Source organism: Croceicoccus sediminis (genome assembly GCF_007570835.1).
GTDB classification, from domain to species: domain Bacteria; phylum Pseudomonadota; class Alphaproteobacteria; order Sphingomonadales; family Sphingomonadaceae; genus Croceicoccus; species Croceicoccus sediminis.
In genome coordinates this window covers 645,829-671,109 of the sequence record NZ_SUNC01000001.1, presented here as the reverse complement: position 1 = coordinate 671,109, position 25,281 = coordinate 645,829, and the positions used below count along the sequence as shown (strand labels likewise).

Below are 25,281 nucleotides of genomic sequence, written 5' to 3'. Positions count from 1 at the left end.
CATGACGACCTATTTCACCAAGGACCACGAATGGATTTCGGTCGACGGCCCGATGGGCACCGTCGGCATCACCGACTATGCGCAGCAACAGCTTGGCGACATCACTTTCGTCGAGCTTCCGGGCGAGGGCGACAGCGTTTCGAAAGGCGATTCGGTATCGGTCGTCGATTCGGTGAAGGCGGCCTCCGACGTCTACACACCGGTTTCTGGCGAAGTACGCGAAGCCAACCCCGCGTTGGCCGATGAACCGGAACTGGTGAACACAAAGCCGGAAGGCGACGGCTGGCTGTTCAAGGTGCTTTTGTCGGACGCGTCGGAGCTTGACGGCCTGATGGATGAAGCGGCCTACAAGGCATACGTCGAGACGCTTTGATGACCGCCACGGGTACCCCGCAGGCATGGGATGCCAAGGCCTACGGGACGGTCGCATCGTTCGTCCCCGCGCTGGGGCAGCCCGTGCTGGACCTGCTGGGACCGCAGGACGGGGCACGCGTGCTCGACCTTGGCTGCGGCGACGGCGTGTTGACCGCGCGGATCGCCGAGGCGGGGGCCGATGTGCTGGGCTATGACGCCGACGCGGGCCTGCTGGAAGTCGCCCGGGCGCGCGGGCTGACCGTGCGGCAGGGCGATGGACAGGCACTCGACTTCGATGGCGAATTCGATGCCGTGTTTTCCAACGCGGCGCTGCACTGGATGCCCGATCATCCGGCGGTCTACGAAGGCGTCAATCGCGCCTTGAAGCCCGGCGGGCGCTTTGCCTGCGAATGCGGCGGCTTCGGCAATATCGCGGCCATCCGCACAGCGATCCGTGCTGTTGCGGAGCGCCGTGGTCAAGCCTCGGTTGACCGGCAGAACTTCCCCAGCGTCGCGCGCGCCACCCGCGAACTGGAGGCGGCAGGCTTTCGCGTTGAAGAAATCGCGCTTGTCCCACGGCCGACGCCGCTTCCCGATGGCATGGCCGCCTGGCTGAACACGTTTCGCCACGGCTTTTTCGGTCAGCAGGACGGAGAGGCGATGATCGCCGAAACCGTCGACCTTCTCGCCCCGCAACTGCAGGACCCGGACGGCAACTGGACCGCCGATTACGTTCGCCTGCGTTTCCTCGCTTTCAAGGATTGAACCCGAGACAATGCGATATCTGCCTCTTACCCCCACCGATCGCAGCGAGATGCTACGCGTAATAGGCGCGGACACGGTCGACGACTTGTTCCGCGACGTGCCCGAAGGGGCGCTGAACGCCGAGATCGCGGGTCTTCCCGCCCACGCCAGCGAAATGGCGGTCGAGCGGCACATGAAGAAGCTGGCGGCCAAGAACCTGTCGGCGGCCGATGCGCCGTTCTTCCTGGGTGCCGGTGCCTATCGTCATCATGTCCCCGCCAGTGTCGATCACCTGATCCAGCGCGGCGAGTTCCTGACCGCATACACGCCGTATCAGCCCGAAATCGCGCAAGGCACGCTGCAGGTCTTGTTCGAGTTCCAGACGCAGGTCGCCCGCCTGTTCGGCACCGACATCGCCAATGCCTCGATGTACGACGGTTCGACTGCGTGCTGGGAAGCGATCGCGATGGCCGGGCGCATCACGCGCCGCGACGGGGTCGTGATCGGGCCGATCCACCCGCATTACCTGTCGACAGCAAAGACGATGGCGAAGTTTACCAAGGACGAGATCCGCGAACTTTCGCCCGCGCTGATCGCCGATGCCGGTGACGACGCGCTGATCGCCATGATCGACGACAAGACTTCGTGCGTCGTCGTGCAGTACCCCGACATTCTGGGCCGCATCCCTGATCTGGCCAGGATCGCCGAAGCCGCGCACGACAAGGGCGCGCTGCTGGTCGCGGTCGTGACCGAACCGGTCGCGCTGGGCCTCTTGGAAAGCCCCGGTTCGCTGGGCGCGGATATCGTGGTGGGTGAGGGGCAGTCGCTGGGCGTCGGACTCAATTTCGGCGGGCCTTACCTCGGCCTGTTCGGCGCGCGCGAGAAGTATACGCGTCAGATGCCGGGCCGCCTTTGCGGCGAGACCGTGGACGCCGACGGCAAGCGTGGTTTCGTCCTCACCCTGTCGACCCGTGAACAGCATATCCGCCGCGAGAAGGCGACCAGCAACATCTGCACCAACTCCGGCCTCTGCGCGCTGGCGTTTTCCATCCACATGACGCTGCTGGGCGGTGACGGGCTCGACAAGCTGGCCCGCATCAATCACGCCCGAGCGGTGAAGGCTGCGGGCAAGCTGGCGGCTATCGACGGGGTGGAAGTCGTCAACCAGGGCGGTTTCTTCAACGAATTCACCTTGCGCCTCGTCGGCCAGGATTCGCGCGAAGTGGCCCTTCGCATGGCGAAACGCGGCATCCTGTCGGGCGTGTCGCTCAGCCGCCTCTATCCCGATTCCGCCGACCTGTCGGAAGGGCTGATCGTCTGTGTGACCGAGACTTGCAGCGACGAGGATATCGACGCCCTCGTCGCCGCTCTTGCGGAGGAACTCGCATGAACGCCCCGAATAAGAGTGCCCTGAACCCGACAGGATGGAAGCCTGAGATGGGCGAAGCCGGAAACGGCGCTGCGGTCCGGACCGCCAGCGGCGATGCGGGCCTCGCGCTGGAAGAGGCGCTGATCTTCGAACTGGGCGGGGCAGAAAAGTGCGGCGTCGATTTCGACGAGGAACCGGGCGAGATCAGCCCCGCGCTGGCAAAATTCGCACGCAAGGCGCCGGTCGATCTTCCCTCCCTGACCGAGCCGGAAACGGTGCGTCACTACACGCGGCTTTCACGTCAGAACTATGCCATCGACCTTGGCCCGTTCCCGCTGGGTTCGTGCACGATGAAGCACAATCCGCGCCTGAACGAGGCGATGGCCCGTCTGCCCGGTTTTGCCGATATCCATCCGCTGCAGCCGATGGACACGGTGCAGGGCGCGTTCGAAGTGATCGAGCAGCTGGCCGACTGGCTGTGCAAGCTGACCGGCATGGAAGCTGTCGCGATGAGCCCGAAGGCTGGCGCGCACGGCGAACTGTGCGGTATTCTTGCCATCCGTGCCGCGCTGGAGGCGCGGGGCGATGCGCGCGAAGTGATCCTCGTTCCCGAATCCGCGCACGGCACCAATCCGGCGACCGCGGCTTTCGCGGGCTATCGGGTGGAAAACATCCCTGCGACAAAGGAGGGTCGTGTCGATCTGGCCGCACTGAAGGACCGGCTCGGCCCCGACGTTGCGGGCGTGATGATTACCAACCCCAATACCTGCGGCCTGTTCGAACGCGACATGAAAGCCATTTCGGACGCGGTCCACGCGGCGGGCGGGCTGGTTTATTGCGACGGGGCGAATTTCAACGCCATCGTCGGCAAGGTACGCCCCGGCGATCTTGGCGTCGATGCCATGCACATCAACCTGCACAAGACGTTCTCCACCCCGCACGGCGGCGGCGGTCCGGGTTCGGGACCGGTGGTCCTGTCGGAGCGGCTTGCGCCCTTTGCGCCGATCCCCTTCGTCCGCCGCGACGAAAAGGGCCGCCTGCGCCTTGTCGAGGAACGCGGGGCGAAGGATCACCTGCCGCAGACCTTCGGACGGATGACCGCGTTCCATGGCCAGATGGGCATGTTCACTCGCGCGCTGACCTATATGCTCAGCCACGGTGTCGACGGTCTTCGCCAGGTGGCGGAAGACGCGGTGCTGAACGCCAACTACGTCCTGCGCAGCCTTGAAGGCGATCTCGATGCGCCCTTCGCCGATGCCGGCCCGTGCATGCACGAGGCTTTGTTCAGCGACGACAACCTGCCCGACGGTTTCTCCACTCTCGACATCGCCAAGGGCCTGATCGACGAGGGTTTCCACCCGATGACAGTCTATTTCCCGCTCGTCGTCCATGGCGCCATGCTGATCGAGCCGACCGAAACCGAGAGCAAGGACGGCCTCGACCGCTTCATCGCCTCGATGAAGAGCCTGGCATCACGCGCCAAGGCCGGAGACGACACGCTGAAAAGCGCGCCACACCATGCCCCGCGCCGCCGTCTTGACGAGACCCGCGCCGCGCGCAAGCCGGTGCTGACTTACAAGGCCCCGAACGCAGAAGCGGGGGGCGTTCCGCCGGGCACGCCGTCGCTTTCGGAAATCGGCGGAAGCTGAAAATTTGCCGACGCCCGCGCGGCTTGCCATAAGCCGCGCGGGAAGAGGGGCAACGTTTGATTCAGCGGATCACGAACATGTTTGCGGTCTGGACCGTGCTGGGCGTCGCCTGGGCCTGGTTCGCGCCGGGCGATTTCGCGTGGGTGACGGACGGTTCGATTCGCCCGCTAGGCCAGCCGCTGATCCCGGTCATGCTGGGCATCATCATGCTGGGCATGGGGCTTACGCTGACGGTGGCTGATTTCCGGCGCGTCGCAAAAATGCCGCGCGCGGTTTTTGCCGGTGTGGTGCTGCAATTCACCGTCATGCCGCTTTCGGGCGCGGCGCTGGCCGGGGTGTTCGGCCTGTCGAACGGTCTTGCCGTGGGCCTGATCCTCGTCGCCTGCTGTCCCGGCGGCACGGCCAGCAATGTCATCGCCTACATGGCGCGGGCGAACGTCGCGCTATCCGTATCGATGACGATGGCCTCCACGCTTGTCGCCATCGTGCTGACCCCGCTGCTGACGGGCTGGCTGGCGGGCGTTTATATCGAGATAGACCGGTGGAGCCTGTTCCTGGACATGGTCTCGGTCGTGCTGGTCCCCGTCGTCGTGGGGGTCGCGCTGGCGCGTTACCTGCCGGGGCTGACGCGGCGCATTGTCCCGGTGGCGCCCATCGTTTCCATCGTCTTCGTCGTGCTGATTGTCGCGGCCATCGTGGCAAAGTCGAAGCCGCTGATCGAGGCGAATGCCGGTGTCCTGCTGCTGGCCTTGCTGGCGCTTCATGCTCTAGGCTTTGGGCTTGGCTGGTTGATCGCACGGGCGCTCGGTTTCGGGCGTGACGATCTGCGGACCATTTCGATCGAGGTCGGGATGCAGAATTCCGGCCTTGGCGCCAGCCTTGCTTCGACACCGGCCTTTGCGCGCCAGTTCGTCGATCCGATGCAGGCCGCGCTGGCCCCGGTTCCCGCCGCGATCTCGGCGGTCTATCACGTGGTCATCGGCAGTCTGCTTGCGGCTTATTGGCGCAGGGATCGGAACGGTGCCGGGGATGAAAAGGCAATCGCGGCATGAGCATTTTCGGCGTCGACGAAGACAGCGCGCAGGTCCGTTTCCCGCCGCCGCTGGTGTTCTTCGGGTTCCTTTTGATCGGGCGGGTCATCAACGATTTGTTCGGGCTCAACCCCGCGATCCCGACCGCCGTTCGCTGGATACTTGGCGGGGGCGCTATTGCCGTCGGAGTCGTCGTGATCGTTCAGGCCCTGTTGCGGTTCAGGCGGTCGGGCAACAATCCGGAACCTTGGAAAGCCGATACCGTCTTCGTTGCCGAGGGTATCTACCGCTTTACCCGCAATCCGATGTATCTGGGCATGGCGCTGGTCTGCTTTGGCATATCGGTCGCCATGAACTGCCTTGGCGGGCTGCTGACCTTGCCGCTGTCCATCATCTCGGTCCAGGTCTTCGTGATCCGGCGCGAAGAAGCGCACCTTTCACGCCGGTTCGGCCAGACTTACGAGGAATATCGCCGCCGTGTCCGACGCTGGATCTGATCCCAAGCCTTTCGAGCTGGCCGACGCCGCGGCGAAGCAGCACGCCCCCGCGACCGAGCGCAATCGCGCACCCATTGCCGACGCCTTGCGCGCGATCCTGCCGGCAAGCGGGCTGGTCCTCGAAATCGCGAGCGGAACCGGTGAGCACGCGGTGCATTTCGCAAGCGAGTTTCCCATGCTCGAATGGCAGCCGACCGATGTTTCGGATGCGGCGCTGGCATCGATTGCGGCATGGCGGGCGGAAAGCGGGCTGACAAACCTGTTGCCGCCGGTGAAGCTGGATCTTGCCGCGGGCGATTGCCCGGTTGAAACGGCCGAGGCGATTTTTTGCGCGAACATGACCCATATCGCGCCCTGGGCGGCGACCGTCGGTCTTTTTGCACTGGCGGGGCGTATCCTCGCGCGCGGTGCACCGCTTGCGCTCTACGGCCCGTTTATCGAGGCCGATACTCCGACCGCGCCTTCGAACCTTGCCTTCGATGCGAACCTGAAGGCGCGCGATCCAAGCTGGGGCCTTCGCGAAGTGGCCGCGATAGACGAACTGGCCACATCGAATGGGCTGGTCCGCGATGCGCGGATCGCAATGCCCGCGAACAACCTCATCCTCGTCTACCGGCGCGTATAACGCACACCAAAACGCCCGCCGGACCGGGGTCCGACGGGCGTTTTGCTAGCAACTTTTGAAAGCGATCAGTTGATCGCTTCTTCACCGGCTTCACCGACCGACTGAATGTCCTCACCGGCGCCCTTGACCGTGTTGCAGGCAGCAGCGGAGAGAGCGAGCGAGCCGATTGCGGCGGCCATAACGATACGACGGATCATCACAGTTTCCTTTTCAAGTGATTTGAAAGGGAAAACGCCGTGATCCAACATTGGTTCCGTCAACGAAGCGCGGCTTCGTTGCGTTGCTTGGCCAGCTTCTGTTCGCGCCACACGATTATGCCGCCCGCCAGGATCACGATCGGCGCGCCGAGCCACAGGCTGGCAGGGGGCAGATTGTCGAATATCAGCCAGCCGTAGCTCGTCGCCCAGATCAGCGCCATGTAATCCATGATGATGACGGTCGATACCGGCCCAAAGCGCAGTGACGCGGTCAGGAGGAGCTGGCCCGTAACGCCGGCAACGCCAATACCCAGCATGACGAGCACGTCACCGATACCGTAGTTCCAGTCCGAAAACAGCGATGCGATCAGAAGGACGGGTGTCGCAAAAATCGCGAACCACGTAACGATGGCGACCGAATCCTCGGTCTTGGTCAGGTCGCGTATCTGGATCGAGATCAGCGCGACCATGAATGCGCCCCCGATGGCGACAAGGGCACCGAACATCGGGACAGTGGCGTGGAACGGGTCGGCCACGAGGGCGACGCCCACGAACCCCAGCGTCGCCGCCAGCCAGCGCCACCGGCCGACGTGTTCTCGCAACAGCAGGGCGGACAGGACGACCGCGAACATCGGGCTGGTGAAACTGAGCGTCGTGGCAACGGCAAGGGGAAGCAGGGTCGGCGCCGCGAAATTGAGGACCATACCGATGGTGCCGGTACCTGCACGAAACGCGTGGCTGCCGATGCGTTCGGTGCGCATGGTGTGGATCTGGCCGCGCATCGCCAGCCAGCCGAGCAGGATCGGTATCGTCAGCCCCTGCCGCGCCAGCAGCATGTGCGTAAGATCGATGCCGCGCGTCTTGCCCAGCTTTACCAGCATCAGCATCGTGGCCAGCGCGACCCCGGCGAAAAAGCGGATCGTCAGGGCAAGCACCGGTCGGTGCTGCGCGTCCGGCAAGTGCACGGTCGGGTTTGCGCTTTGCGGCATGTCGCGGCTATTGGGCGCGCACGGGGCCGCGATCAAGCGGCAATTCGCACATGCGGCATCAGGTTATGGACATGGAAAACCTTGTGACCAGCGACGCCGGTCGCTGGACGATCATCGCGGTAGCGGGATTGCTGGTCGCGGCCGTCGCGCTGCTGGCCGATCGCCGCCGTATGAAGCGCAAGGCGCCCGACCGGGTCGGCTGGGTGCCGTGGACGCCGGTGTTCTTCGTTGCCCTGATGATCGCGGTCGTGACCGGCGGGCTGGCCCTCAAAACATGGATCGCGCCGCTTTAACCGGCGCGATCCCGTGGTTTCGATGCTCTAGCCCGAATTAGAGGCAGGACTGCAGATAGGCCTTGTCGAAGCCGAACTGGCGCGCCTTTTCCAGCGTATAGGGACGCAGGCCCGACGGGCGGTGTTCGCCGATGATCTTGCCGTCTTCGCCTTCGTCCAGATACTCGTACGTGAAGAGTTCCTGGGTGACGATGACGTCGCCTTCCATGCCGATCACTTCGGTGATGTTGGTCGTGCGGCGCGAACCGTCGCGAAGACGCTTCACCTGCACGATCAGGTCGACCGAGTCGGCGATCTGCTTGGAAATGGCGGCCTTCGGAATCTTGATGTCGCCCATCAGGATCATGTTTTCCATACGGCCAAGGCATTCGCGCGGGCTGTTGGCGTGAAGCGTACACATCGAACCGTCGTGGCCTGTGTTCATCGCGGCCAGAAGGTCGAAACATTCCGCGCCGCGAATTTCGCCCAGGATGATGCGGTCAGGACGCATGCGCAGGGCGTTCTTCACAAGGTCGCCGATGGTAATCGCGCCCTGGCCCTCAAGGTTCGGCGGACGCGTTTCGAGCGGAAGCCAGTGCGGCTGCTGCAGGCGAAGTTCGGCCGCGTCCTCGATGGTCAGCACGCGTTCGCCCGGATCGATCATCTTCGACAGGGCATTGAGCATCGTCGTCTTACCCGAACCGGTACCGCCGGAAATGACGATGTTCATGCGGCTTGCGCCCGCGATCTTCAGGCAGGTCGCCATCTTGTCGCTCATCGATCCGAAGTCGCGGAGCATGTCGATCGTGATCGGCTTTTCCGAGAATTTACGAATCGAGATCGCCGTGCCGCGCAGCGACAGGGGTGGGACGATGACGTTGACGCGGCTACCGTCTTTCAGGCGGGCGTCGGCCAGCGGCGTGGTCTGGTCGACGCGGCGGCCGACCTGGTTCACGATGCGCTGCGCGATCTGGAACAGGTGCTGTTCGTCGCGGAACTTGATCTTGGCGAGCTGCAGCTTGCCGCTCTTTTCGACGTAAGTCTGGTTCGGTCCGTTGACCATGATGTCCGACACGTCGGGATCGTGGAGCAGTTCTTCGAGCGGGCCGAAGCCCAGCAGTTCGTCGACCAGCACCTTTTCCAGCGCGAACTGTTCGCGGCGGTTCAGCGTGATCTTCAGTTCGGCCAGCACCTCGAGGATGATGGGACGGAATTCTTCGGAAAGCTCGTCCTTCGTCAGCGTCGCGGCCGCTTCGGGGTCGACGCGTTCGAGAAGGCGGGGAAGGACCTGTTCCTTGATGCGGTGAACGCTCGCTTCAAAGCCTTCGATGACTGCTTCGCCGGCATGTTCGGCGGCCGCGCGTTCCGCAAGGCGGGCAAGCGCCTCTTCTTCGGGGGTGGATGCGGCCGGCGGCGGCGGCGGGAACTGGTCGTCGTCCATCGGCGGCGGCGCGGGCGGCTGCGTGCGCAGCGGCTCTGCCCCCTTCATCGGCCTTGCGACACCGAAGGCGGGGCGTCCTCCCCCGTTTCCGTTCATTCCGTTGCGACGGCCGAAAGCGTTCATTCCAAATCCTCGATCAGCAGATCGGCGCTCACATGTGGCACCGGCTGCTGGCACTATCATGGCTTAGGGCAAATTTTTGGTTAACACTCTAGCCGGAAAGGGTCAGCTTTCACCAAAGAGCTCAACCCGCAGCGGTTCACACCACCGCGCGAAAGCTTCCTTCTCTGTTTCAGACCAGTTTTTCGTGTGGTGATGGCCATGACGGGCTTTATTTTCGGTAACCGGCGGGGAGGCAGTGAACCTTGAGCCTGCAAAAGCGCTCAATTCGCCGGTGCGACGGTGCCAGTCATCAAGCCTGACGATCAGCTTACGATCTGCGGCTAGAGGCGTCATTTGCGACTTGATAGTCGAATTTACATAGTGCCAGTACCAGCAACACTTTTCGAACTGGGTCATTCTAGAAAAGTTTAGTGCCTCTGGCGTTGTTTTATTTCCCTGGACCCGCCAATTTTCATAAAACCAAGCAGCTTTTTCAGTCTGATAAGATTTGGGGGCATCAGAATACCAACCCCGTCCGATAATCGAGGAAACTACTTCCTCAGGCTTGCGTACGAGCCAGATAAACTTCGACGTGGGGAAAAGATCGTACAAAATATCGATTACATTGAAGTACTTTTGATCGGATTCGACATAGGATTTTGCCGGATCGTAAACAGTGCCATTCAACATGGAATTGGTCAGTAGGTTGCGTATGGCGTCACGCGATAACCTGCCTTCGGCGTAGTCGGTGGACCACTTGATTAGTTGGTGACGCGGTTCGTGCAGACCGATGACATCGTCCAGAGTATCGTACCAGCGCGCAAAGCTTTGCGTGCCAGAACGCCCGGTGCTGGCGACAAAGGTGATTTGAGGGACGCGTGCAGACCCCGTTGGCCAGAAATCACCAACCGATGCATTCGTCAGGGGCCTGCCATTCTTCCCGCCATATGCCTTTTCAGCCTCGGCCTTGACGTATTGTGTCATGTCTCTGGATCCGATCACACGTTGTCCAGGCAGTGCAACGATTTCGCCTGGCGACACATCTTTCGATACGACCGCACCCATTGCGATAATGGCGCCTTCCCCGATCGTTACGCCCGGCAAGATGGATGCGTTCATGCCGATCCAGACATTCTTGCCAATCGTAACCGGAGACCATGTGCGCTTCTCTCCGTACGGCAAGACCGCCTGATTACGGAAATCATGGTCAGACGCGTAGATCGTTACCCGGCGAGAAATGTGGACGTTGTCCCTGATTTCGATCCCGCCTTCTGCGTGGAGGAAGCAATCCGCTCCGATGAAAACATTATTCCCTACCGAAAGCGCTGGAGGTCGAACGACCGTCACTGTGGGATCTATAAATCCACCCACGCCACAAAACTGCATTTCCTTGCGGAGGCGCGCCTGTTTTTCTGAATTAATCGCGCTCGTAATTTTCGTGATGATTTTTTCAAGGACGAGCAAAAGCGATTGCCGGATCGTGCGTTTGTTTCGGCTCATCTTAAACTCTGCTCCGTCCGAAAAATTGTCAGGATTTGGCTGATAGACTGCCTCAGCCGCGGCGAAGCAACCAAGACTACCAAAAATCCGGCAGTCATCACCGCCATTGTGACCGACAAATGCAAAGCGAGCGACACGAAAGTCAGATCGTTTTGCTCGCGGCTGGTGGAAATTGCCAACGAAACTGCAACAGCGATCGCGCCGACAATCGCGGAAGGTGCAAGTGTCGCCAGTACGCCCGTGCCCACCACCGGACTTTTTGCGGCTGCAAAATACACGCTGGGGAAAGCTATGAGCAGATGGGCAGCGCCAAAACCTAATGCTACGCCTTCAGGCCCATATTGAAGACCCGATATCATGCCGATCAGGAAAATGGGAAGACTTAGTATCTGCCAGTTCAGCATTCGCTGGGTTTGCGCGAGGGACAAGTATATCCAAGGATTCTGGTTCATTATTCCGCGCGCAAACATGGAAAGACCGAGAGTCTGCAGAATGTGAACGCTCCGGCCCCATTCTGGCCCGAGAAGAAGTGCTACGATCTGTTGTGCGTTGGCGATTATTAGGGCGGCAATTGCGAAATGCATCCATGAGACGAATCTGACCGAAGACAAAAGCAGATCTCGCCAAGCAGCGGGATCGGACTGCAGGCGACTCAAGGCCGGCACTATCGCTCCCGTAACGGGGCCGCTTATGAGGGATTGGGGCAGCATCAGTATCGAATAGGCGCGCGAATAGAACCCTAGATCGGTCGTTCCCCATCGCCAGCCGATTAGCAGGTCGTCGAGGCGGCGGTTTAAAAAGAAAATCAGCTCGGTACCTGTCAAGGGTAGTCCGTAGCCAAGGATCGACCCGGCGTCTTCCAACTTACGGGTCATGCGTGGTTGCCATTCGGATGCGCGCCAAAGAAGCAAGGTCTGAGTAAACCCGGCGGTCGCAGTCTGGGCGACCAGCGCCCAGTACCCAATGTTGGTAGCAATTGCGAGAACGATGCCGATCACACTGCCCACGACAATCGATACAAGCGCAATCATGCGGTCGGTAGCGATCGCCATCTCTCGTCTGAGCAGTGCAGAGTGAATGGCTCCAGCAGCAGTGACGGGTATAAATAATGCGGAGACGATAATCACCGGGGTCAGACGAGGTTCGCCGAGCACTCGCGCGGCAATTGGCGCAAGGACGATGCTGACCGCCATCAGCGCGAGCGAAACGCCCATGTTGAGTGTGAAAGCCGTTCGGCGTGTCGCTTCCTTCAGATCTTCGCGCTGAATGACTGCCGCGCTGCAACCGAGATCCTTGAAGATTAGGATCAGGGCACTGAACGAGGTCGACAGGGCGATAATGCCGAAGTCAGACGGAGGTAACAGGCGGGAATAAATCGCCAAGTTGACAACCTGGATGCTGAGGTTCGCGAGCTGAATGGCGATTGCTGACATACCGCCCTTGCCGGTCTGTCTGGCGAGCCGATCTTTTTCCGCTTCAGGCACTGATGGCGCCATCCGAATATGCAGGATCTCGTGTGACCGGAGCCATCGCTATCGCCCCCAGAACGCTTTCAGGAAACGGGAGACAAGACGGCGTGAAATCACGAACGAGCCCAGCCAGTATCTGAGCCATTCCTTGGAGAGACTTGCTCCCTCGTCATTTAAAAGTGCCGAACGGACCAGATAGAGGTTTGGCGATCCCGCTTTCGGCTCGCTTGGCTGCAGAATTGAGTGCTCGATCGGTCTCATACTGACAGGAAAGACCGCTTCAGCGTGGCGAACTGCCTTGCTGGTAATTACCCAACTGAATTTTTGCAGGTATTCTGGCGGTTTGATCCCATAGGCATCGACCGTAACATCATCTGTAAGGTCATCGCGGTTCAAAGAAATAGCCGTGCCGCAGGGCTCCATAAATGCGTCGTACGCAACCGATCGATCCTCGCTCGGGCAAAGTGACCAGCCTCGAACTGTGCGATCGGGCAGTGGCATCGGCGTCTGGAAATGATGAACCTTGCTCTTGAGATGACTTCCGCCCTCGCCATGATTGGTGCTGAAGGAGCGATAAGGATATGTGAACCACAGGTCCTCGCTCGCCATGAAGTGAGCGAAGTGCTTTTTCCAGGAACTGTCAGGCCATCTTCTCAGGGAACGCGGCAATCGGACATCCTCGCGCAGATCCGGCAAGTCATCACGTCCAAGCCATTCTCGGAACCTGATCCATTGATTTGCGGTCCAGAGCTGCCCCCATGAACAGGGCACCTGCATGAAATAGGTATCGTACCCATTTTCCAGTGCTTCAAAGGGAAGCCAAGCAAACTCGTTGAAGCGCGGCGCGTAGAGAGCGTGCCCAGCGATATCGCTGTCGTCCCGGTAAGCCGACATGTTGGCTTTGGCGAATTCGTAAGCATAGGGGTCGATTGTCAGATCGTCTTCGAGAAGAAGGACTGAACCATGATCGCGGCTCAAGTCGCCCAGATTAAGGATGTGCTCTCGCAGGCCTAGGCGCCTCGAACGCATTACTATCTCAACCTCAAATTGGATCGTCCTGTCTCGGAAGCTTTCGGCGACCTCGACCGTCTCGTGTGGAGCCTCGCCTTCGATTGAAATCAGCACGCGCGGCCGGTCGCCTGTAATGCGGCTATTGCTTACACTCCTTAGAAGGCGTGCCAAAGCATCGGGCCGATTGAAAGCGGGTATGGCGATCAACGGGTTCGGATTCACTTGATAAGGCTTTCTGCTATTTTGATCAGAGGTGACTGGTCTATCTTAGCGAAGGCCGGCGAAATGCACGAGCGCTGCGGGGGGGTGGGGAAAAATCGGGCCGGAGTTTTCACTTGCCTTCAAAAGTCCATAACCTAGTCAGCAATCATAGGCCCTCCGGGACATAGAGGTTGGTTTGCTTTTATCACAAAAACATAACTTCATTTTTGTTCATGTTTTCAAGGCTGGCGGGATGTCAGTCACCAAGGCGTTACTGCCCTATTCGGATAGGATTTTTCGTTTCCGCAAGCCGGCGCTCAAGTTTCCTCGCGTCGCGGACGCGATTCTTGGAGAAAAACGCTGGCTGATCAGCGAAAGGCACATCACCGCCGCGAGCATCAGAAATATTTTGGGCGAGGATTGCTGGAACCGTAAATTCAGCTTCGCCTTTGTGCGCAATCCATGGGATTGGGAAATATCCATGTACCACTACATCGTTCAGAAGAAAAAGGATCAGCGGCACGAAAAAGTTGTCTCGCTAGGTTCGTTCGATGCCTATATCCGAGAGCGGTACTCGCGGCCAATTCGGGTACAAAGCGACCTGTTGGACGATGATAATGGCGTCTCCCTTGTCGATTTCGTGGGTCGCTTTGAAAACCTGACCGATGACTTTGCCGAGGCAATTCGCAGAATTGGTATCGAGGTCGAACTTCCGCACGCGAATGCTTCCAAGCGTTCTCGAGATTTGCGGTCGTTCTATAGCCAGGAAACCTTTGACATGGTCGGCGAGAAACACGGCGACGATCTTGTCCGGTTTGGCTACGACACGTGTCGCTTTTAGGGCACGAGCTGGTTTCCGCGAAAACGACGATGCCGAAAATTTCCGTTGTCACCGCAGCTTTCAATGCACGAGAAGGGGTCGTTGCGACAGTGGCCAGCGTCGCTGCGATGGGCGGGATCGAGCACGTCGTCGTGGACGGCGCTTCGAGCGATGGGACGTCCGAATATCTCGGCCAGACCGGCACGCGATGGATCAGCGAGCCCGACAAGGGAATCGCCGATGCCATGACCAAGGGTATCGCCTTGGCGACGGGCGAATATTTCCTGATCCTGCAGGCGGGCGACTTGTTCGCGCCCGGTCTGACCCTTGCCGAGATCGAGGCCGAACTGGATGGCAGCGACATCGTTAGCTTCGATGTCCTCGTCACGCATCCCGATGGAGACATCCGGTTCCGTTCGCGCGGGCTGGGCGCAAAGCTCGAAAGGTCGATGTGCGTGCCGCACCAGGGGGCGTTCGTGCGGCGTGATCTTTATGACCGGATCGGCGCGTTCGATGCGCGGTACAAGGTCGGCATGGACTACGAATTCATGCTCCGCGCCAAACGATCAGGTGCGACGTGCAAGGTGGTGAACCGCATCGTCGCGGTCATGCCTGCCGATGGCATCAGCGCGCGGCGGGACTGGCCCAGCCTTGAAAAACGGCTGGTCGAAAATCGCCTGATCCACGCGGTCCATGCGCGCGGGCCGGTCGATCGCATTTCTCAGAAGCTCTATTGGGTCGTTTATCCGCTCTACAAGCGAGTGCGGCATTTCGGCGGCAGGCGTTAATCCATCAGCAGGGCGAGGTAGGCCTCACCCATTCGGTCGATTGAGAACTGCTCTACCGCACGCGCGCGGGCATTTTTCGACATTTCCAGTCGCATCGCGGGATCGGCAGCGAGCGTTCGAGCCGCAGTGATGAAGCCTTGCACCTCGTCCACCGGGCAAAGCAGTCCCGTGTGCCTATGCTCAACCGCCTCGGGCAGTGACGAGATGTCGCTGGCGATTGCCGGTGCTCCGCAGGACATGGCTTCCAGCACCGACAAGGGCAGCCCTTCCAGCCGTGTCGGCGCGAGCAGCGCGTGACAGGCCGCGTATTCGCCGATCATCTGATCCTGTTGCAAACGGCCCAGGAACGTGACGTTTGCCAGACCGGCAAGGTCGGGGCAGTCGCTCTCGTTCGCTGTCATCCGCAATTGGAAACTCGGTCCAAGGCTTTGCATGATCGGCGCGAGCAGGTCGATGCCCTTGCGAATGCTGGGCGTGCCCGCGAAGAACAGTCGAAACGGACCATCCACGGGCGGCGGTGCGACCGGGCGGAAGCGTTCGACGTCGATGCCGTTGGGGATGGCGACCGGATTGCTATGCCGAAATTCGGCGCGAACGGCGCGCGCGGTATATTCGCTAACTGCTACGATGTGGTCGGCAAGGGCATAGCCATGCGCGATGAAGCTGCGCACGAACAGGTCGTGGAAGATCGCCTGCGAGGCCGATTTGTAGCGATGGATTGCTGGGTCCAGTACGAAGAGATGTTCGACGCAGATCGTGCGCAAGTCATCGCGCTGAAAGGCCGGGGCGTTCCAGCTGTTGTAGATGATCGCCTCTGTCCCTTCGGGCGGGGCGATGCCTTTCAAGAGCCGCGGCGCATATTGAAACGCGTGGGGAAACGCCTGAACCGTGACCTCGTGACCGCGCTTGTCCAGCCAGCGGCCCAGCGCCTTGATGAACGTGGTCGATCCGGTGGGGGCATGGGTGTATGGCAGCCAGATCTTCATGGCCGCAGCCCGTATGCGGCGTAAGTGTCGCGTGCGACGCGTTCCCAGCAATAGACTTCTCGCGCGGCCTCGACGCTTGCTTTCAGAAAGACGGCGCGGTCGTCGGGCGTCATGGCCCTGCATCGCTCGACCGCGTCGGCCCAGGCCTTGGCATTGCCGCTTTCGATAAGGAATCCGGTCCGCCCGTTCAGGACCGCATCGCGCAGCCCGTCGCGATCCGCGGCCAGCAGGTAAGCGCCGCAAGACGCCGATTCAGGTGCGACAAGGCCGAAGCCTTCATATTCCCCGCTGGCGGTGGAGATATTGGGCGCGATGACACACATCGCCTCGCGATAGGCGGTGACGAGATCGTCTCCGCCCAACTGGCCGAGATAATGGACGCGCGGATCGTCGAGCGCGGCCCGCTCGCTCGCGTCCCAGGCCGTTCCCGCCACGTCCAGCGTCGTTTCCGGGTCGATCAGCGGAAGGACTTCGCGCACGAACCAGCCAAGGCCTTTCAGCTTCTTGAGCCGCCCAACAAACAGGATCCGTCCGTTGTGCGTGCCGTCCGGCATAGGTCCGCCAAGATCGGTGGCAAGTGGGACCACTGGCGCTGCCGACCATCCGGTTTCGGCCAAGGCTTCGGCCGTTGCGCGAGAGTTCGCGATGACCGTCGCAGAGCGAAGAAGCCGTGATCCCAGCTTGAGGTAGGCGCCGTAAATCCGCCCTTTCAAACCACCACGGCGCTGATAACCCGCATCGGTGCCATGCGCGGACAGCACGATTCGCGTTGCCGAACCCAACCGGCCAAGCAACCCGACCGGCCAGAGCGCCATGTCCCCGACATGAAGGACGGCGGGCGCCGTGCGTCGCGAAAGAAAGCGGATCAACACCGCGAAAGGGAAGGCGAGCAGCGCGAGAAGCCCCGGCGGCATGCCGTTCGCCTTGCCGCGCAAGGCCACGACTTCGATCGCTTCGAAATCGCGCAAGGCCTCTGTCAGGCGCATCGAGTAGGTTTCCATGCCGCCGACGGCAGGCGCCCACTTGCGGGTCACGAACATGATGCGTGGTTCAGTGCCCGCCATGACCCGGCTCAATATTGCGTGTACATCGCGCCTTCCGGCTCCGGCGTGGCCGGTACCGGGAGATGGTCGCCCCAGCGCAGGATTACCTGCCGCGAGGGATCACGCGCGATGTTGTGGCTTCCGCGCGGCAGCACGACCACTTCGCCGACCGGAACGGCTTTGCCGTCCAGCAAGGTGTCCGCACCTTCAAGCGTGTAGCGGCCCGGGACCAGCACCTCGACCGTCTCGGTGCCCTGGCCGGGTTCCACGATCTTGCCTGCCACGAAGATACCGCTCCAGTGCGGGATGTAGTTGCCGCGCAGGGCTGCGACGTCTTCGGGAAGAAGGACCTCATCGCTCGGCGTGCCGAGCAAGGCATTGGCCAGTGTGCCGCTATTGGCGATAACCATCGGGACGACGTGCTTTTCCATTGCAAGCTTGTAACGCGCTTTGCCCTGCGCCTGGTAGCCGGCAAGCCCCCAACCGGTGGAGAACGTGGGAACGGCCCGCGTGAAACGCCCGATCATGCCGCTGTTGTCGATATAGGTGACGCGGCCGCCAAAGATTTCATGGGCACCGCGTTCCAGCGCGATCTGGTTCTTCGCGGGCTGGCGGTCTTCGTTCAAGAGGACAAGCCCGATGCTGGCCCCGATGACCAGCATGACCAGCTTCATCCCGTACCGCTCGACAAACCATGCCAGGCCCAGCGCGATGACCGGCGCGGCGGGGGCAAGGGTGAAGACGAAGTTGTAGGGATAGGAGTTGCGATAGATCGCTGCGGTGAAGAAGGGCACGAGGAGCAGGGCGATACCCAACCGTGCGCTCCATGTCTTTTCCCGCGCGAACCACTGCCACAGGCCCACGGCAATCGCGATCGGAACGTAAGGCGCCTTGCCAAGCTGGGATAGCAGGTAGCCGCCTTCGGGAAACAGACCGGCACCGAACATCCTGTCGAGCGAGGCGAGCGCGAGCTGTTGCAGCGGTGCGGCCTTTGCCAAAAAGCCGGTCTGGCCAAGAGGGAGCGAGAGAAACGCGATGCCACCGATCACCGCCGTCACCAATGCTGCGAAGATCGCCTTGCGCAGCGGGCGGGCAATCTCTTGATGACGCCAAAGCAAGGCTCCCAGAATCGGAAACCCGTAGAACACCGACTTGATCGTGCAGGCCATGGCCAGCAGCAAAAGTACGGCGCAAAGCGCAAGCCATGCCGCGCGCAGGGGCCGGGCAAGGACGATCCACAGCGCGCCCATGCCCAGCGCCGTCGCCATCGGATCGGCACGCAGGACCAGCATGTTCGTCAGGACATACCCTGCCCCCGCATAGGCAAGAACCGCCAGCAGCGCCTGCGGACGCGGGACGAAGACGCGCGAACAGCCATAGATCGCGAGCAGGATCGCCAGTTCGTAAGGAACCATCAGCAGCCGGATGACGCGAATGTCGCCGATGGCCAGGTCGGTCGTGCCCGGCACCCATGCGAACATGGGCAGGAACGGCGACTGGAGCAGTGTTACGTTCTCGCCAGCGGCATAGCGGACAATCTGGCTGAAGTGGAAAAACTCGTCCCAGTTGATCGCGCGGGTGAAGACCATCGCGACCTGCACCCCAATAAGCGCAAGGATCGCGATCAGCGGCCAGTTGGCGCTGACATTATCGGCGTGAGCCGGACGGGTTTCCGGCCCGGAATGCGCGAGCCCCGTTTCTACCGGCACCGCAGCGCTGGCCATCAGCGGCTCCGATGGCTTTTCAGGGAAACGATCTCGGCGCTGTCACCCTCTTCGTGGCCGGGATTCTCGTCGCCCCTGGCCAGCTGTTCCTCCAGCTTGCGCAGCTTGTAGAGGGTGGCTTCCAGGAGCTTGCGATTGGTCGCGATGAGATCGGCGAGGATGCCCATGACGGCCACCAGCGTGCCCAGCATCAGGAGCGAACCGCCGATGATCAGCGACTGGACATGACCGTTGCCGTCGCCACCAAGATAGAACCACACGAAGCGCATGATCGGCAGAAGTCCGACGATCGCAAGTGCCATGCCGAGGCCGACGAAGACGCGCAGCGCGTTGTGCGTCGTATAGGCGCGCGTGATCGTGACGCCGGTCTGCGAAATGAAGCGGGGGATTGACTTGAACAGGCGGGAAGGGCGCGGCGTGCGGTGGGTCCGCACCGGTACGCTTTTGACCGCCATCCGCTTGCGACCCGCCTGGATCAGCATGTCTGTGGTATAGCTGAATTCCGTCGTTATCGTCAGTTTCTGGGCTGCCTCGCGACTGATCGCGCGAAAGCCGCTGACCGCGTCGGTGATGGTCGTGCCCGACGCGCGGCGCACGACGGCGCTGCCAAGGCGTTGCAGACGGCGTTTGAACGGTCCGAAATGGGCATTGTCGGCAACGCCGCGATCACCGATGACGATGTCGGCCTCGCCGCGCAGGACCGGCTGGACCAGCTCGGCGATGTCCGCGCCTTCGTACTGGCCGTCTGCGTCGGTGTTGACGATGATGTCGGCCCCGGCCTTCAGTGCCGTATCGATGCCGGTTTGAAACGCGGCTGCAAGTCCGCGGTTGCGGCGGTGGCTGACGACGTGGTGGACGCCCCACTGCCGCGCGACGCCCGCCGTGTTGTCGTTGCTGCCATCGTCGATGACGAGGATCTCGATATCGTCGATGCCGGGGATCGAGCGCGGCAGGGCCGCAAGCGTGTCCGGCAAGTGATCCGCCTCGTTCAGGCAGGGTATTTGGATGATGAGCCGCAAGGTGTTCTCGCCCCCGAAAATTGCGCGCAATCTGAACTTCTGCTGCCGTGATCGGACAATTGCCTTAAGAAATGGCTAACCACGATGCCGCGCGGGCGACCGGAAAGCGATTTTTCGGGGCGTTGGTCGCGCAAGTTGCGAGAAAGGCGCGATGAACCCGACGATGCATTGCTGGCTGTGCGAGCGCCCGATCGGCAGCCGCTTCGAACTGCACCACCCGGTTCCGAAAAGCCGGGGTGGGCGCGAGACGGTGCCGCTTCACCGGATATGCCATCGCACGCTGCATGCGCGTTTCACCAATGCGCAGTTGGCGCGAAACGGCGCAAACCTCGAACTCTTGCGCGCCGATGAGGAGATCGCGCGTTTCATCCGGTGGGTTTCGGACAAGCCGCCCGATTTTCACGCACCGACGCGCAAGGCGAAGCGTTAGGCCCCAAACAGCAGAAGGCCCGGCATCCCACGTGGGAGCCGGGCCTTCGGATTTCGGCAGGGCCGGTCGTGACTGCGGATCAGCCCTCGACGTGTTCGGCCAGGACCGTGAGGCCCGCATCGCCGACTTCGGCGAAGCCGCCCTGGATCATGATCGTTTCCGGTGCGCCGCCCGCGGTCTTGAAGACCTGCAGCGCGCCGTCGCGGATCGTCGACATGAAGGGCGAGTGCCCTTCAAGCACGCCGAACTCGCCTTCCGAACCGGGGACGACCACCATGTGGACGTCTTCGGAACGGACCAGCTTGGCCGGCGTCACGAGTTCGAAGTGCAGCGCCACGATCAGGCGTCCTCGGCCAGCTTCTTGGCCTTCTCGACCGCCTCGTCGATGCCGCCCACCATGTAGAACGCTGCCTCGGGCAGGTGGTCGTATTCGCCGTCGACGACGGCCTTGAACGACTTGATGGTGTCTTCGATCTGCACGAACTTGCCCGGGATACCGGTGAAGACTTCGGCAACGTGGAACGGCTGCGAAAGGAACTTCTGGATCTTGCGGGCGCGAGCGACTGTGAGCTTATCCTCTTCCGAAAGCTCGTCCATGCCGAGAATGGCGATGATGTCCTGAAGCGACTTGTACTTCTGCAGGGTCTCCTGGACCTTGCGAGCCGTATCGTAGTGCTCCTGACCCACGACGCGCGGTTCGAGAACGCGGCTGGTCGAGTCCAGCGGGTCGACCGCGGGGTAGATGCCGAGTTCGGAAATCGCACGGTTCAGCGTGGTCGTCGCGTCAAGGTGAGCGAACGAGGTTGCAGGTGCAGGGTCGGTAAGGTCGTCGGCGGGAACGTAAATGGCCTGGACCGAGGTGATCGAGCCCTTGGTGGTCGAGGTGATGCGTTCCTGCAGCTGGCCCATGTCGGTCGACAGGGTGGGCTGATAGCCCACGGCCGAAGGAATACGGCCGAGAAGGGCCGACACCTCTGCGCCCGCCTGCGTGAAGCGGAAGATGTTGTCGACGAAGAACAGGACGTCCTGCCCTTCCTGATCGCGGAAGTATTCGGCCATCGTCAGGCCGGAAAGAGCGACGCGGGCACGCGCGCCCGGGGGTTCGTTCATCTGGCCGAAGACGAGAGCAACCTTCGAACCGTCAGAAGTGGCGTTGCCGTCGGCGTCCTTGGCGATAACGCCTGCGTCGAGGAATTCGTGGTAAAGGTCGTTACCTTCGCGGGTACGTTCACCCACACCGGCGAACACGGACACGCCGCCGTGACCCTTCGCGATGTTGTTGATCAGTTCCTGGATGAGAACCGTCTTGCCAACGCCTGCGCCGCCGAACAGGCCGATCTTGCCGCCCTTTGCGTAAGGAGCGAGAAGGTCGATGACCTTGATGCCGGTGACGAGGATGGCCGCTTCGGTCGACTGGTCGACGAACAGCGGAGCCTCGGCGTGGATCGGTGCGGTCATTTCCGCGCCGACGGGGCCCATTTCGTCGATCGGTTCGCCGACGACGTTCATGATGCGGCCGAGCGTCTTCGGACCGACGGGAACCGAGATCTGCTTGCCGGTGTTGCGCACGGGCTGGCCGCGGGTCAGGCCGTCGGTGCCGTCCATCGCGATGGTGCGGACGGTACTTTCACCGAGGTGCTGCGCGACTTCGAGAACGAGCGTATTGTCGCCGTTCTGCGTTTCGAGCGCGGTGAGGATCGCGGGCAGTTCGCCTTCGAAGGTCACGTCGACGACGGCGCCGATGATCTGGCTGATCTTGCCCTGGGCGGGGATGTTGCTGGTGCTGTCGAGCACCGGTGCTGCGGTGGCCATGGTTGTTTCCTTGCCTGTATCCTAGAGCGCTTCGGCGCCCGCGATAATTTCGACGAGTTCGGTGGTGATCGCGGCCTGGCGGCTGCGGTTGTACTGGATGGTCAGCTTCTGGATCAGGTCGCCCGCGTTGCGCGTTGCGTTGTCCATCGCGGTCATCGAAGCGCCCTGTTCGGAGGCCGCGATTTCCAGCAGAGCGCCGAAAATCTGCGTCTTCACGTAACGAGGCAACAGTTCTTCGAGGATTTCCTCTTCGCCCGGTTCGTATTCCACGACCGCACCCGCATCGTCCGAGACAGCCGTTTCCGGTGCAGGGACGGGGACGATCTGCTGAACCGTCGGATCCTGCGCCAGGGCCGACTTGAAAATCGGATAGACGAGGTGAGCGACGTCGAACCGGCCGTCTTCGAACATGCCGATGACTTCCGATGCGATCTGCTCGGCCTCTTCAAAGCCGGGTTCGCGCACCTGGCTGGTGTCGAACTGGTTGCCGATCCGTTCGGGGAAGTTGCGCTTTAGCGGCGCACGACCCTTGCGGCCGACGAGGTACAGTTCAACGTCCTTGCCCTCGGCGATCAGCTTGCGGGCCTTCTGGCTGGCCGCACGAACGATGTTCGCGTTGAGACCGCCGCAAAGGCCCTTGTCGGTGTTGACGATGACCAGCAGGTGACGCTGGTCCGAGCCGGTGCCGGCAAGCAGTTTCGGCGCGTTGTCACCGCCGACCTTGCTGGCAAGGCTGGCCATGACCGCGGTCAGACGCTCGGCATAGGGCCGGGCGGCTTCGGCCCGCGCCTGTGCCTTGCGCAGCTTGGCCGCGGCGACCATCTGCTTGGCCTTCGTGATCTTCTGGGTCGACTTGACCGAGGTGATCCGACCCTTGAGTTCCTTCAAAGAGGCCATGACGGCTCCCTAGCTAAGTGTCTCTTGGGGCTCAGGCGAACTGCTTGGCGAACTTGTCGAGAGCGGCGACCGTCTTGTCCTTGGTCTCGCCTTCGAACTTCTGCGTCGAGCGGATCTCGCCGAGGACATCGGCGTGTTCCGAACGCATGTAGCTCAGCATTTCGGCTTCGTAGCGGGTGACGGCATCGACCGCGATCGAATCGAGGTAGCCGTTGGTACCGGCGAAGATCGACACGACCTGTTCCTCGAACGGCAGCGGCGAGAACTGCGGCTGCTTGAGGAGTTCGGTCAGGCGCGCACCGCGGTTCAGCAGCTTCTGCGTTGCGGCGTCGAGGTCCGAGCCGAACTGCGCGAAGGCAGCCATTTCGCGGTACTGCGCCAGCTCCAGCTTGATCGAGCCTGCGACCTTCTTCATCGCCTTTGTCTGGGCCGCACCGCCGACGCGGGAAACCGAGAGACCGACGTTGATGGCCGGGCGCACGCCCTGATAGAACAGGCCGGTTTCAAGGAAGATCTGGCCGTCGGTGATCGAAATCACGTTGGTCGGAATGTAGGCCGACACGTCGCCAGCCTGCGTTTCGATGATCGGCAGGGCGGTCAGCGAACCGGCGCCATTTTCCTCGTTCAGCTTGGCCGCACGCTCCAGCAGGCGGCTGTGCAGGTAGAACACGTCGCCCGGATAGGCTTCGCGGCCCGGAGGACGGCGAAGGAGGAGCGACATCTGGCGATATGCGACGGCCTGCTTGGAAAGGTCGTCGTATACGATGACGGCGTGCATGCCGTTGTCGCGGAAGAATTCGCCCATCGCGGCGCCGGTGTAGGGCGCCAGATACTGCAGCGGAGCGGGCTCCGAAGCGGTTGCGGCGACGACGATCGAGTATTCCATCGCGCCGTTTTCTTCGAGCTGGCGCACGATCTGCGCGACGGTCGAACGCTTCTGGCCGACAGCGACGTAGATGCAGTAGAGCTTCTTGCTCTCGTCGTCGCCAGCGTTGACTTCCTTCTGGTTGATGAAGGTGTCGATGGCGACGGCGGTCTTGCCGGTCTGACGGTCACCGATGATCAGCTCGCGCTGACCGCGACCGATCGGAACCAGGGCGTCAATGGCCTTGAGGCCGGTCTGCACGGGTTCATGGACCGATTTACGCGGGATGATGCCCGGAGCCTTCGTTTCGACGCGAGCGCGGGTGACGTCGGTCAGCGGGCCCTTGCCGTCGATCGGGTTGCCCAGCGCGTCGACGACGCGGCCCAGCAGGCCCTTGCCGACGGGAACGTCGACGATGGTGCCGGTGCGCTTGACCTGGTCGCCTTCCTTGATGGTGGCGTCCGAGCCGAAGATCACGGCACCGACGTTGTCGGCTTCGAGGTTGAGGGCCATGCCCTGAATGCCACCGGCAAATTCGACCATTTCGCCAGCCTGGACCTTGTCGAGGCCGTGGATGCGGGCGATGCCGTCACCGACCGACAGCACGCTGCCGACTTCGTTGACCTGAGCCTCGGTGCCGAAATTGGCAATCTGGTCCTTGATGACCTTCGAGATTTCTGCGGCGCGGATATCCATTTAAATAGCCTTTCGTCGAAGCCTTGCGGGCTTAGCCCTTCATCGCCTGGGCGAGAGAATTGAGACGGGTGCGGATCGAACCGTCGATCTGCTGCGAGCCGATCTGAACGACCAGCCCACCGAGGATCGCGGGATCGACCGTGGTACGGACCTTGACGTCGCGTCCCTCGCGAGCGGTAAGCTTCGCGGTGAGAGCGGCGATCTGGGTATCGGTAAGCGCGTGGGCGCTGGTGACTTCGGCAGTCACTTCGCCGCGCTGGGCAGCGGCGATCGCGCCAAACGCGCGGATGATGTCGGGAAGCGCGGCAAGGCGGCGGTTTTCCGCCAGCGTGCCGAGGAACTTGCGGGTAAGCTCCGACGTGCCAAGGTGGCGGCCGACGGCATCGACTGCTTCACCGGCGGCCTTGCGGGAAATTTCGGGGTCGGTCAGCAGTGCCGACATGTCGCCCGATGCCGCGATGGCCTGGCGCAGGTTGTCGAGGTCGTTTTCGATCGCAGTCACCTGATTCTGTTCAACCGCAAGGTCGAACAGGGCCGCTGCATAGCGTCCTGCGAGACTGGCCGTAATGCCGCCGGAAATATCCACGCGAATTGCTTCCCTCTTCGTTGTCGCGAACCGCCTGGCGAATCGCGCGATGACCCGGGGGCCTGCAGATTCGCAATCTGGCGGTGAGCCAGACAGGGGTATCTTCTCGGCGGCGCGCCTAGCAACGAAACCCGCAAATGACAACTACGCTTATCGGCTAATAT

At 61.8% G+C, this 25,281-nt stretch carries 26 protein-coding genes; 11 read left to right on the top strand and 15 right to left on the bottom strand.

From position 1 onward, the window contains the following. Position 1 precedes the first annotated feature (1 nt). The 7 genes from gcvH to FAX90_RS02945 all read left to right on the top strand — a co-directional run bounded on the left by gcvH (position 2) and on the right by FAX90_RS02945 (position 6,269). Positions 2–373, top strand: a complete 372-nt coding sequence (gene gcvH, locus FAX90_RS02975; protein WP_144095385.1) for a glycine cleavage system protein GcvH — start codon at positions 2–4, stop codon at positions 371–373. Beyond that, positions 373–1,119: a class I SAM-dependent methyltransferase gene (locus FAX90_RS02970; protein ID WP_144095383.1), complete on the top strand. Its 747-nt coding sequence runs from the start codon at positions 373–375 to the stop codon at positions 1,117–1,119. The genes gcvH and FAX90_RS02970 overlap by 1 nt, the downstream gene beginning before the upstream one ends. Positions 1,120–1,129: 10 nt before the next feature. Next, the gene (gene gcvPA / locus FAX90_RS02965) at positions 1,130–2,488 is read left to right on the top strand and encodes an aminomethyl-transferring glycine dehydrogenase subunit GcvPA (RefSeq protein WP_144095381.1); all 1,359 of its coding nucleotides are present in this window, start codon (positions 1,130–1,132) and stop codon (positions 2,486–2,488) included. Then, complete coding sequence (gene gcvPB / locus FAX90_RS02960; protein WP_144095379.1) at positions 2,485–4,116, top strand: aminomethyl-transferring glycine dehydrogenase subunit GcvPB; 1,632 nt, start codon at positions 2,485–2,487, stop codon at positions 4,114–4,116. Before gcvPA ends, gcvPB begins: the two co-directional genes overlap by 4 nt. Before the next feature lie 77 nt (positions 4,117–4,193). After that, positions 4,194–5,168 (top strand): bile acid:sodium symporter family protein, encoded by a 975-nt coding sequence (locus tag FAX90_RS02955; RefSeq protein WP_170234844.1) that lies wholly within the window; start codon positions 4,194–4,196, stop codon positions 5,166–5,168. After that, a complete protein-coding gene (locus FAX90_RS02950; RefSeq protein WP_144095375.1) occupies positions 5,165–5,644 on the top strand; it encodes a methyltransferase family protein in 480 nt (159 codons plus the stop codon). The genes FAX90_RS02955 and FAX90_RS02950 overlap by 4 nt, the downstream gene beginning before the upstream one ends. Continuing rightward, a complete protein-coding gene (locus tag FAX90_RS02945; protein WP_144095373.1) occupies positions 5,625–6,269 on the top strand; it encodes a DUF938 domain-containing protein in 645 nt (214 codons plus the stop codon). The genes FAX90_RS02950 and FAX90_RS02945 overlap by 20 nt, the downstream gene beginning before the upstream one ends. 65 nt (positions 6,270–6,334) lie before the next feature. Here FAX90_RS02945 and FAX90_RS02940 read toward each other — a convergent pair whose 3' ends face one another. Together FAX90_RS02940 and FAX90_RS02935 are read right to left on the bottom strand one after the other, a co-directional pair. Then, positions 6,335–6,448, bottom strand: coding sequence for an entericidin A/B family lipoprotein (locus tag FAX90_RS02940; RefSeq protein WP_420810962.1), 114 nt, complete (start codon positions 6,446–6,448; stop codon positions 6,335–6,337). A gap of 77 nt (positions 6,449–6,525) precedes the next feature. Continuing rightward, positions 6,526–7,455, bottom strand: coding sequence for a DMT family transporter (locus FAX90_RS02935; RefSeq protein WP_144095369.1), 930 nt, complete (start codon positions 7,453–7,455; stop codon positions 6,526–6,528). Positions 7,456–7,505: 50 nt separating this feature from the next. Here FAX90_RS02935 and FAX90_RS02930 point away from each other — a divergent pair, with 50 nt between their 5' ends. After that, complete coding sequence (locus FAX90_RS02930) at positions 7,506–7,748, top strand: hypothetical protein (protein WP_240704688.1); 243 nt, start codon at positions 7,506–7,508, stop codon at positions 7,746–7,748. Between the two features lie 37 nt (positions 7,749–7,785). On the opposite strand, the gene FAX90_RS02925 is transcribed toward FAX90_RS02930, so the two are convergent. The 4 genes from FAX90_RS02925 to FAX90_RS02910 all read right to left on the bottom strand — a co-directional run bounded on the left by FAX90_RS02925 (position 7,786) and on the right by FAX90_RS02910 (position 13,472). Next, on the bottom strand, positions 7,786–9,291 hold the full coding sequence (locus FAX90_RS02925; RefSeq protein ID WP_144095367.1) for a TadA family conjugal transfer-associated ATPase: 1,506 nt from the start codon (positions 9,289–9,291) through the stop codon (positions 7,786–7,788). Between the two features lie 102 nt (positions 9,292–9,393). Continuing rightward, positions 9,394–10,770 carry an acyltransferase gene (locus FAX90_RS16870; protein WP_144095365.1) on the bottom strand — a complete coding sequence of 459 codons (1,377 nt, stop codon included), beginning with the start codon at positions 10,768–10,770 and terminating at the stop codon, positions 9,394–9,396. Continuing rightward, complete coding sequence (locus FAX90_RS02915) at positions 10,767–12,254, bottom strand: lipopolysaccharide biosynthesis protein (protein WP_170234842.1); 1,488 nt, start codon at positions 12,252–12,254, stop codon at positions 10,767–10,769. Before FAX90_RS02915 ends, FAX90_RS16870 begins: the two co-directional genes overlap by 4 nt. 48 nt (positions 12,255–12,302) lie before the next feature. Then, on the bottom strand, positions 12,303–13,472 hold the full coding sequence (locus FAX90_RS02910) for a glycosyltransferase (RefSeq protein WP_144095361.1): 1,170 nt from the start codon (positions 13,470–13,472) through the stop codon (positions 12,303–12,305). Positions 13,473–13,647: 175 nt separating this feature from the next. On the opposite strand from FAX90_RS02910, the gene FAX90_RS02905 reads away from it, so the two are divergent. Beyond that, positions 13,648–14,292, top strand: a complete 645-nt coding sequence (locus FAX90_RS02905; protein ID WP_170234841.1) for a sulfotransferase family 2 domain-containing protein — start codon at positions 13,648–13,650, stop codon at positions 14,290–14,292. A gap of 29 nt (positions 14,293–14,321) precedes the next feature. Next, entirely contained in the window at positions 14,322–15,059 is a 738-nt protein-coding gene (locus tag FAX90_RS02900; RefSeq protein WP_144095357.1) for a glycosyltransferase, read from the top strand. Here the strand turns inward: FAX90_RS02900 and FAX90_RS02895 are convergent. The 4 genes from FAX90_RS02895 to FAX90_RS02880 are packed head-to-tail and all read right to left on the bottom strand — an operon-like array spanning position 15,056 to position 19,831. Then, positions 15,056–16,045 (bottom strand): glycosyltransferase family 4 protein, encoded by a 990-nt coding sequence (locus tag FAX90_RS02895; RefSeq protein ID WP_170234839.1) that lies wholly within the window; start codon positions 16,043–16,045, stop codon positions 15,056–15,058. The genes FAX90_RS02900 and FAX90_RS02895 overlap by 4 nt on opposite strands. Then, positions 16,042–17,109, bottom strand: coding sequence for a glycosyltransferase family 4 protein (locus FAX90_RS02890; RefSeq protein ID WP_144095354.1), 1,068 nt, complete (start codon positions 17,107–17,109; stop codon positions 16,042–16,044). Before FAX90_RS02890 ends, FAX90_RS02895 begins: the two co-directional genes overlap by 4 nt. Positions 17,110–17,117: 8 nt before the next feature. Then, a complete protein-coding gene (locus FAX90_RS02885; RefSeq protein ID WP_144095353.1) occupies positions 17,118–18,812 on the bottom strand; it encodes a hypothetical protein in 1,695 nt (564 codons plus the stop codon). Further along, positions 18,812–19,831: a glycosyltransferase family 2 protein gene (locus FAX90_RS02880; protein WP_144095352.1), complete on the bottom strand. Its 1,020-nt coding sequence runs from the start codon at positions 19,829–19,831 to the stop codon at positions 18,812–18,814. Before FAX90_RS02880 ends, FAX90_RS02885 begins: the two co-directional genes overlap by 1 nt. Before the next feature lie 151 nt (positions 19,832–19,982). On the opposite strand from FAX90_RS02880, the gene FAX90_RS02875 reads away from it, so the two are divergent. Next, positions 19,983–20,261 (top strand): HNH endonuclease family protein, encoded by a 279-nt coding sequence (locus FAX90_RS02875; RefSeq protein ID WP_144095351.1) that lies wholly within the window; start codon positions 19,983–19,985, stop codon positions 20,259–20,261. A gap of 79 nt (positions 20,262–20,340) precedes the next feature. On the opposite strand, the gene FAX90_RS02870 is transcribed toward FAX90_RS02875, so the two are convergent. Genes FAX90_RS02870 through FAX90_RS02850 form a run of 5 tightly spaced genes read right to left on the bottom strand, consistent with a single transcriptional unit; the run spans position 20,341 to position 25,117 of the window. After that, a complete protein-coding gene (locus FAX90_RS02870) occupies positions 20,341–20,598 on the bottom strand; it encodes an ATP synthase F1 subunit epsilon (RefSeq protein WP_144095350.1) in 258 nt (85 codons plus the stop codon). A gap of 2 nt (positions 20,599–20,600) precedes the next feature. Beyond that, complete coding sequence (gene atpD / locus FAX90_RS02865; RefSeq protein WP_144095349.1) at positions 20,601–22,073, bottom strand: F0F1 ATP synthase subunit beta; 1,473 nt, start codon at positions 22,071–22,073, stop codon at positions 20,601–20,603. A 21-nt stretch (positions 22,074–22,094) separates the two neighbouring features. Beyond that, positions 22,095–22,970, bottom strand: coding sequence for a F0F1 ATP synthase subunit gamma (locus FAX90_RS02860; RefSeq protein WP_144095348.1), 876 nt, complete (start codon positions 22,968–22,970; stop codon positions 22,095–22,097). Positions 22,971–23,001: 31 nt separating this feature from the next. Continuing rightward, a complete protein-coding gene (gene atpA, locus FAX90_RS02855; RefSeq protein WP_144095347.1) occupies positions 23,002–24,531 on the bottom strand; it encodes a F0F1 ATP synthase subunit alpha in 1,530 nt (509 codons plus the stop codon). Positions 24,532–24,562: 31 nt separating this feature from the next. Next, the gene (locus FAX90_RS02850) at positions 24,563–25,117 is read right to left on the bottom strand and encodes a F0F1 ATP synthase subunit delta (RefSeq protein ID WP_144095346.1); all 555 of its coding nucleotides are present in this window, start codon (positions 25,115–25,117) and stop codon (positions 24,563–24,565) included. Between the last annotated feature and the right edge of the window lie 164 nt (positions 25,118–25,281).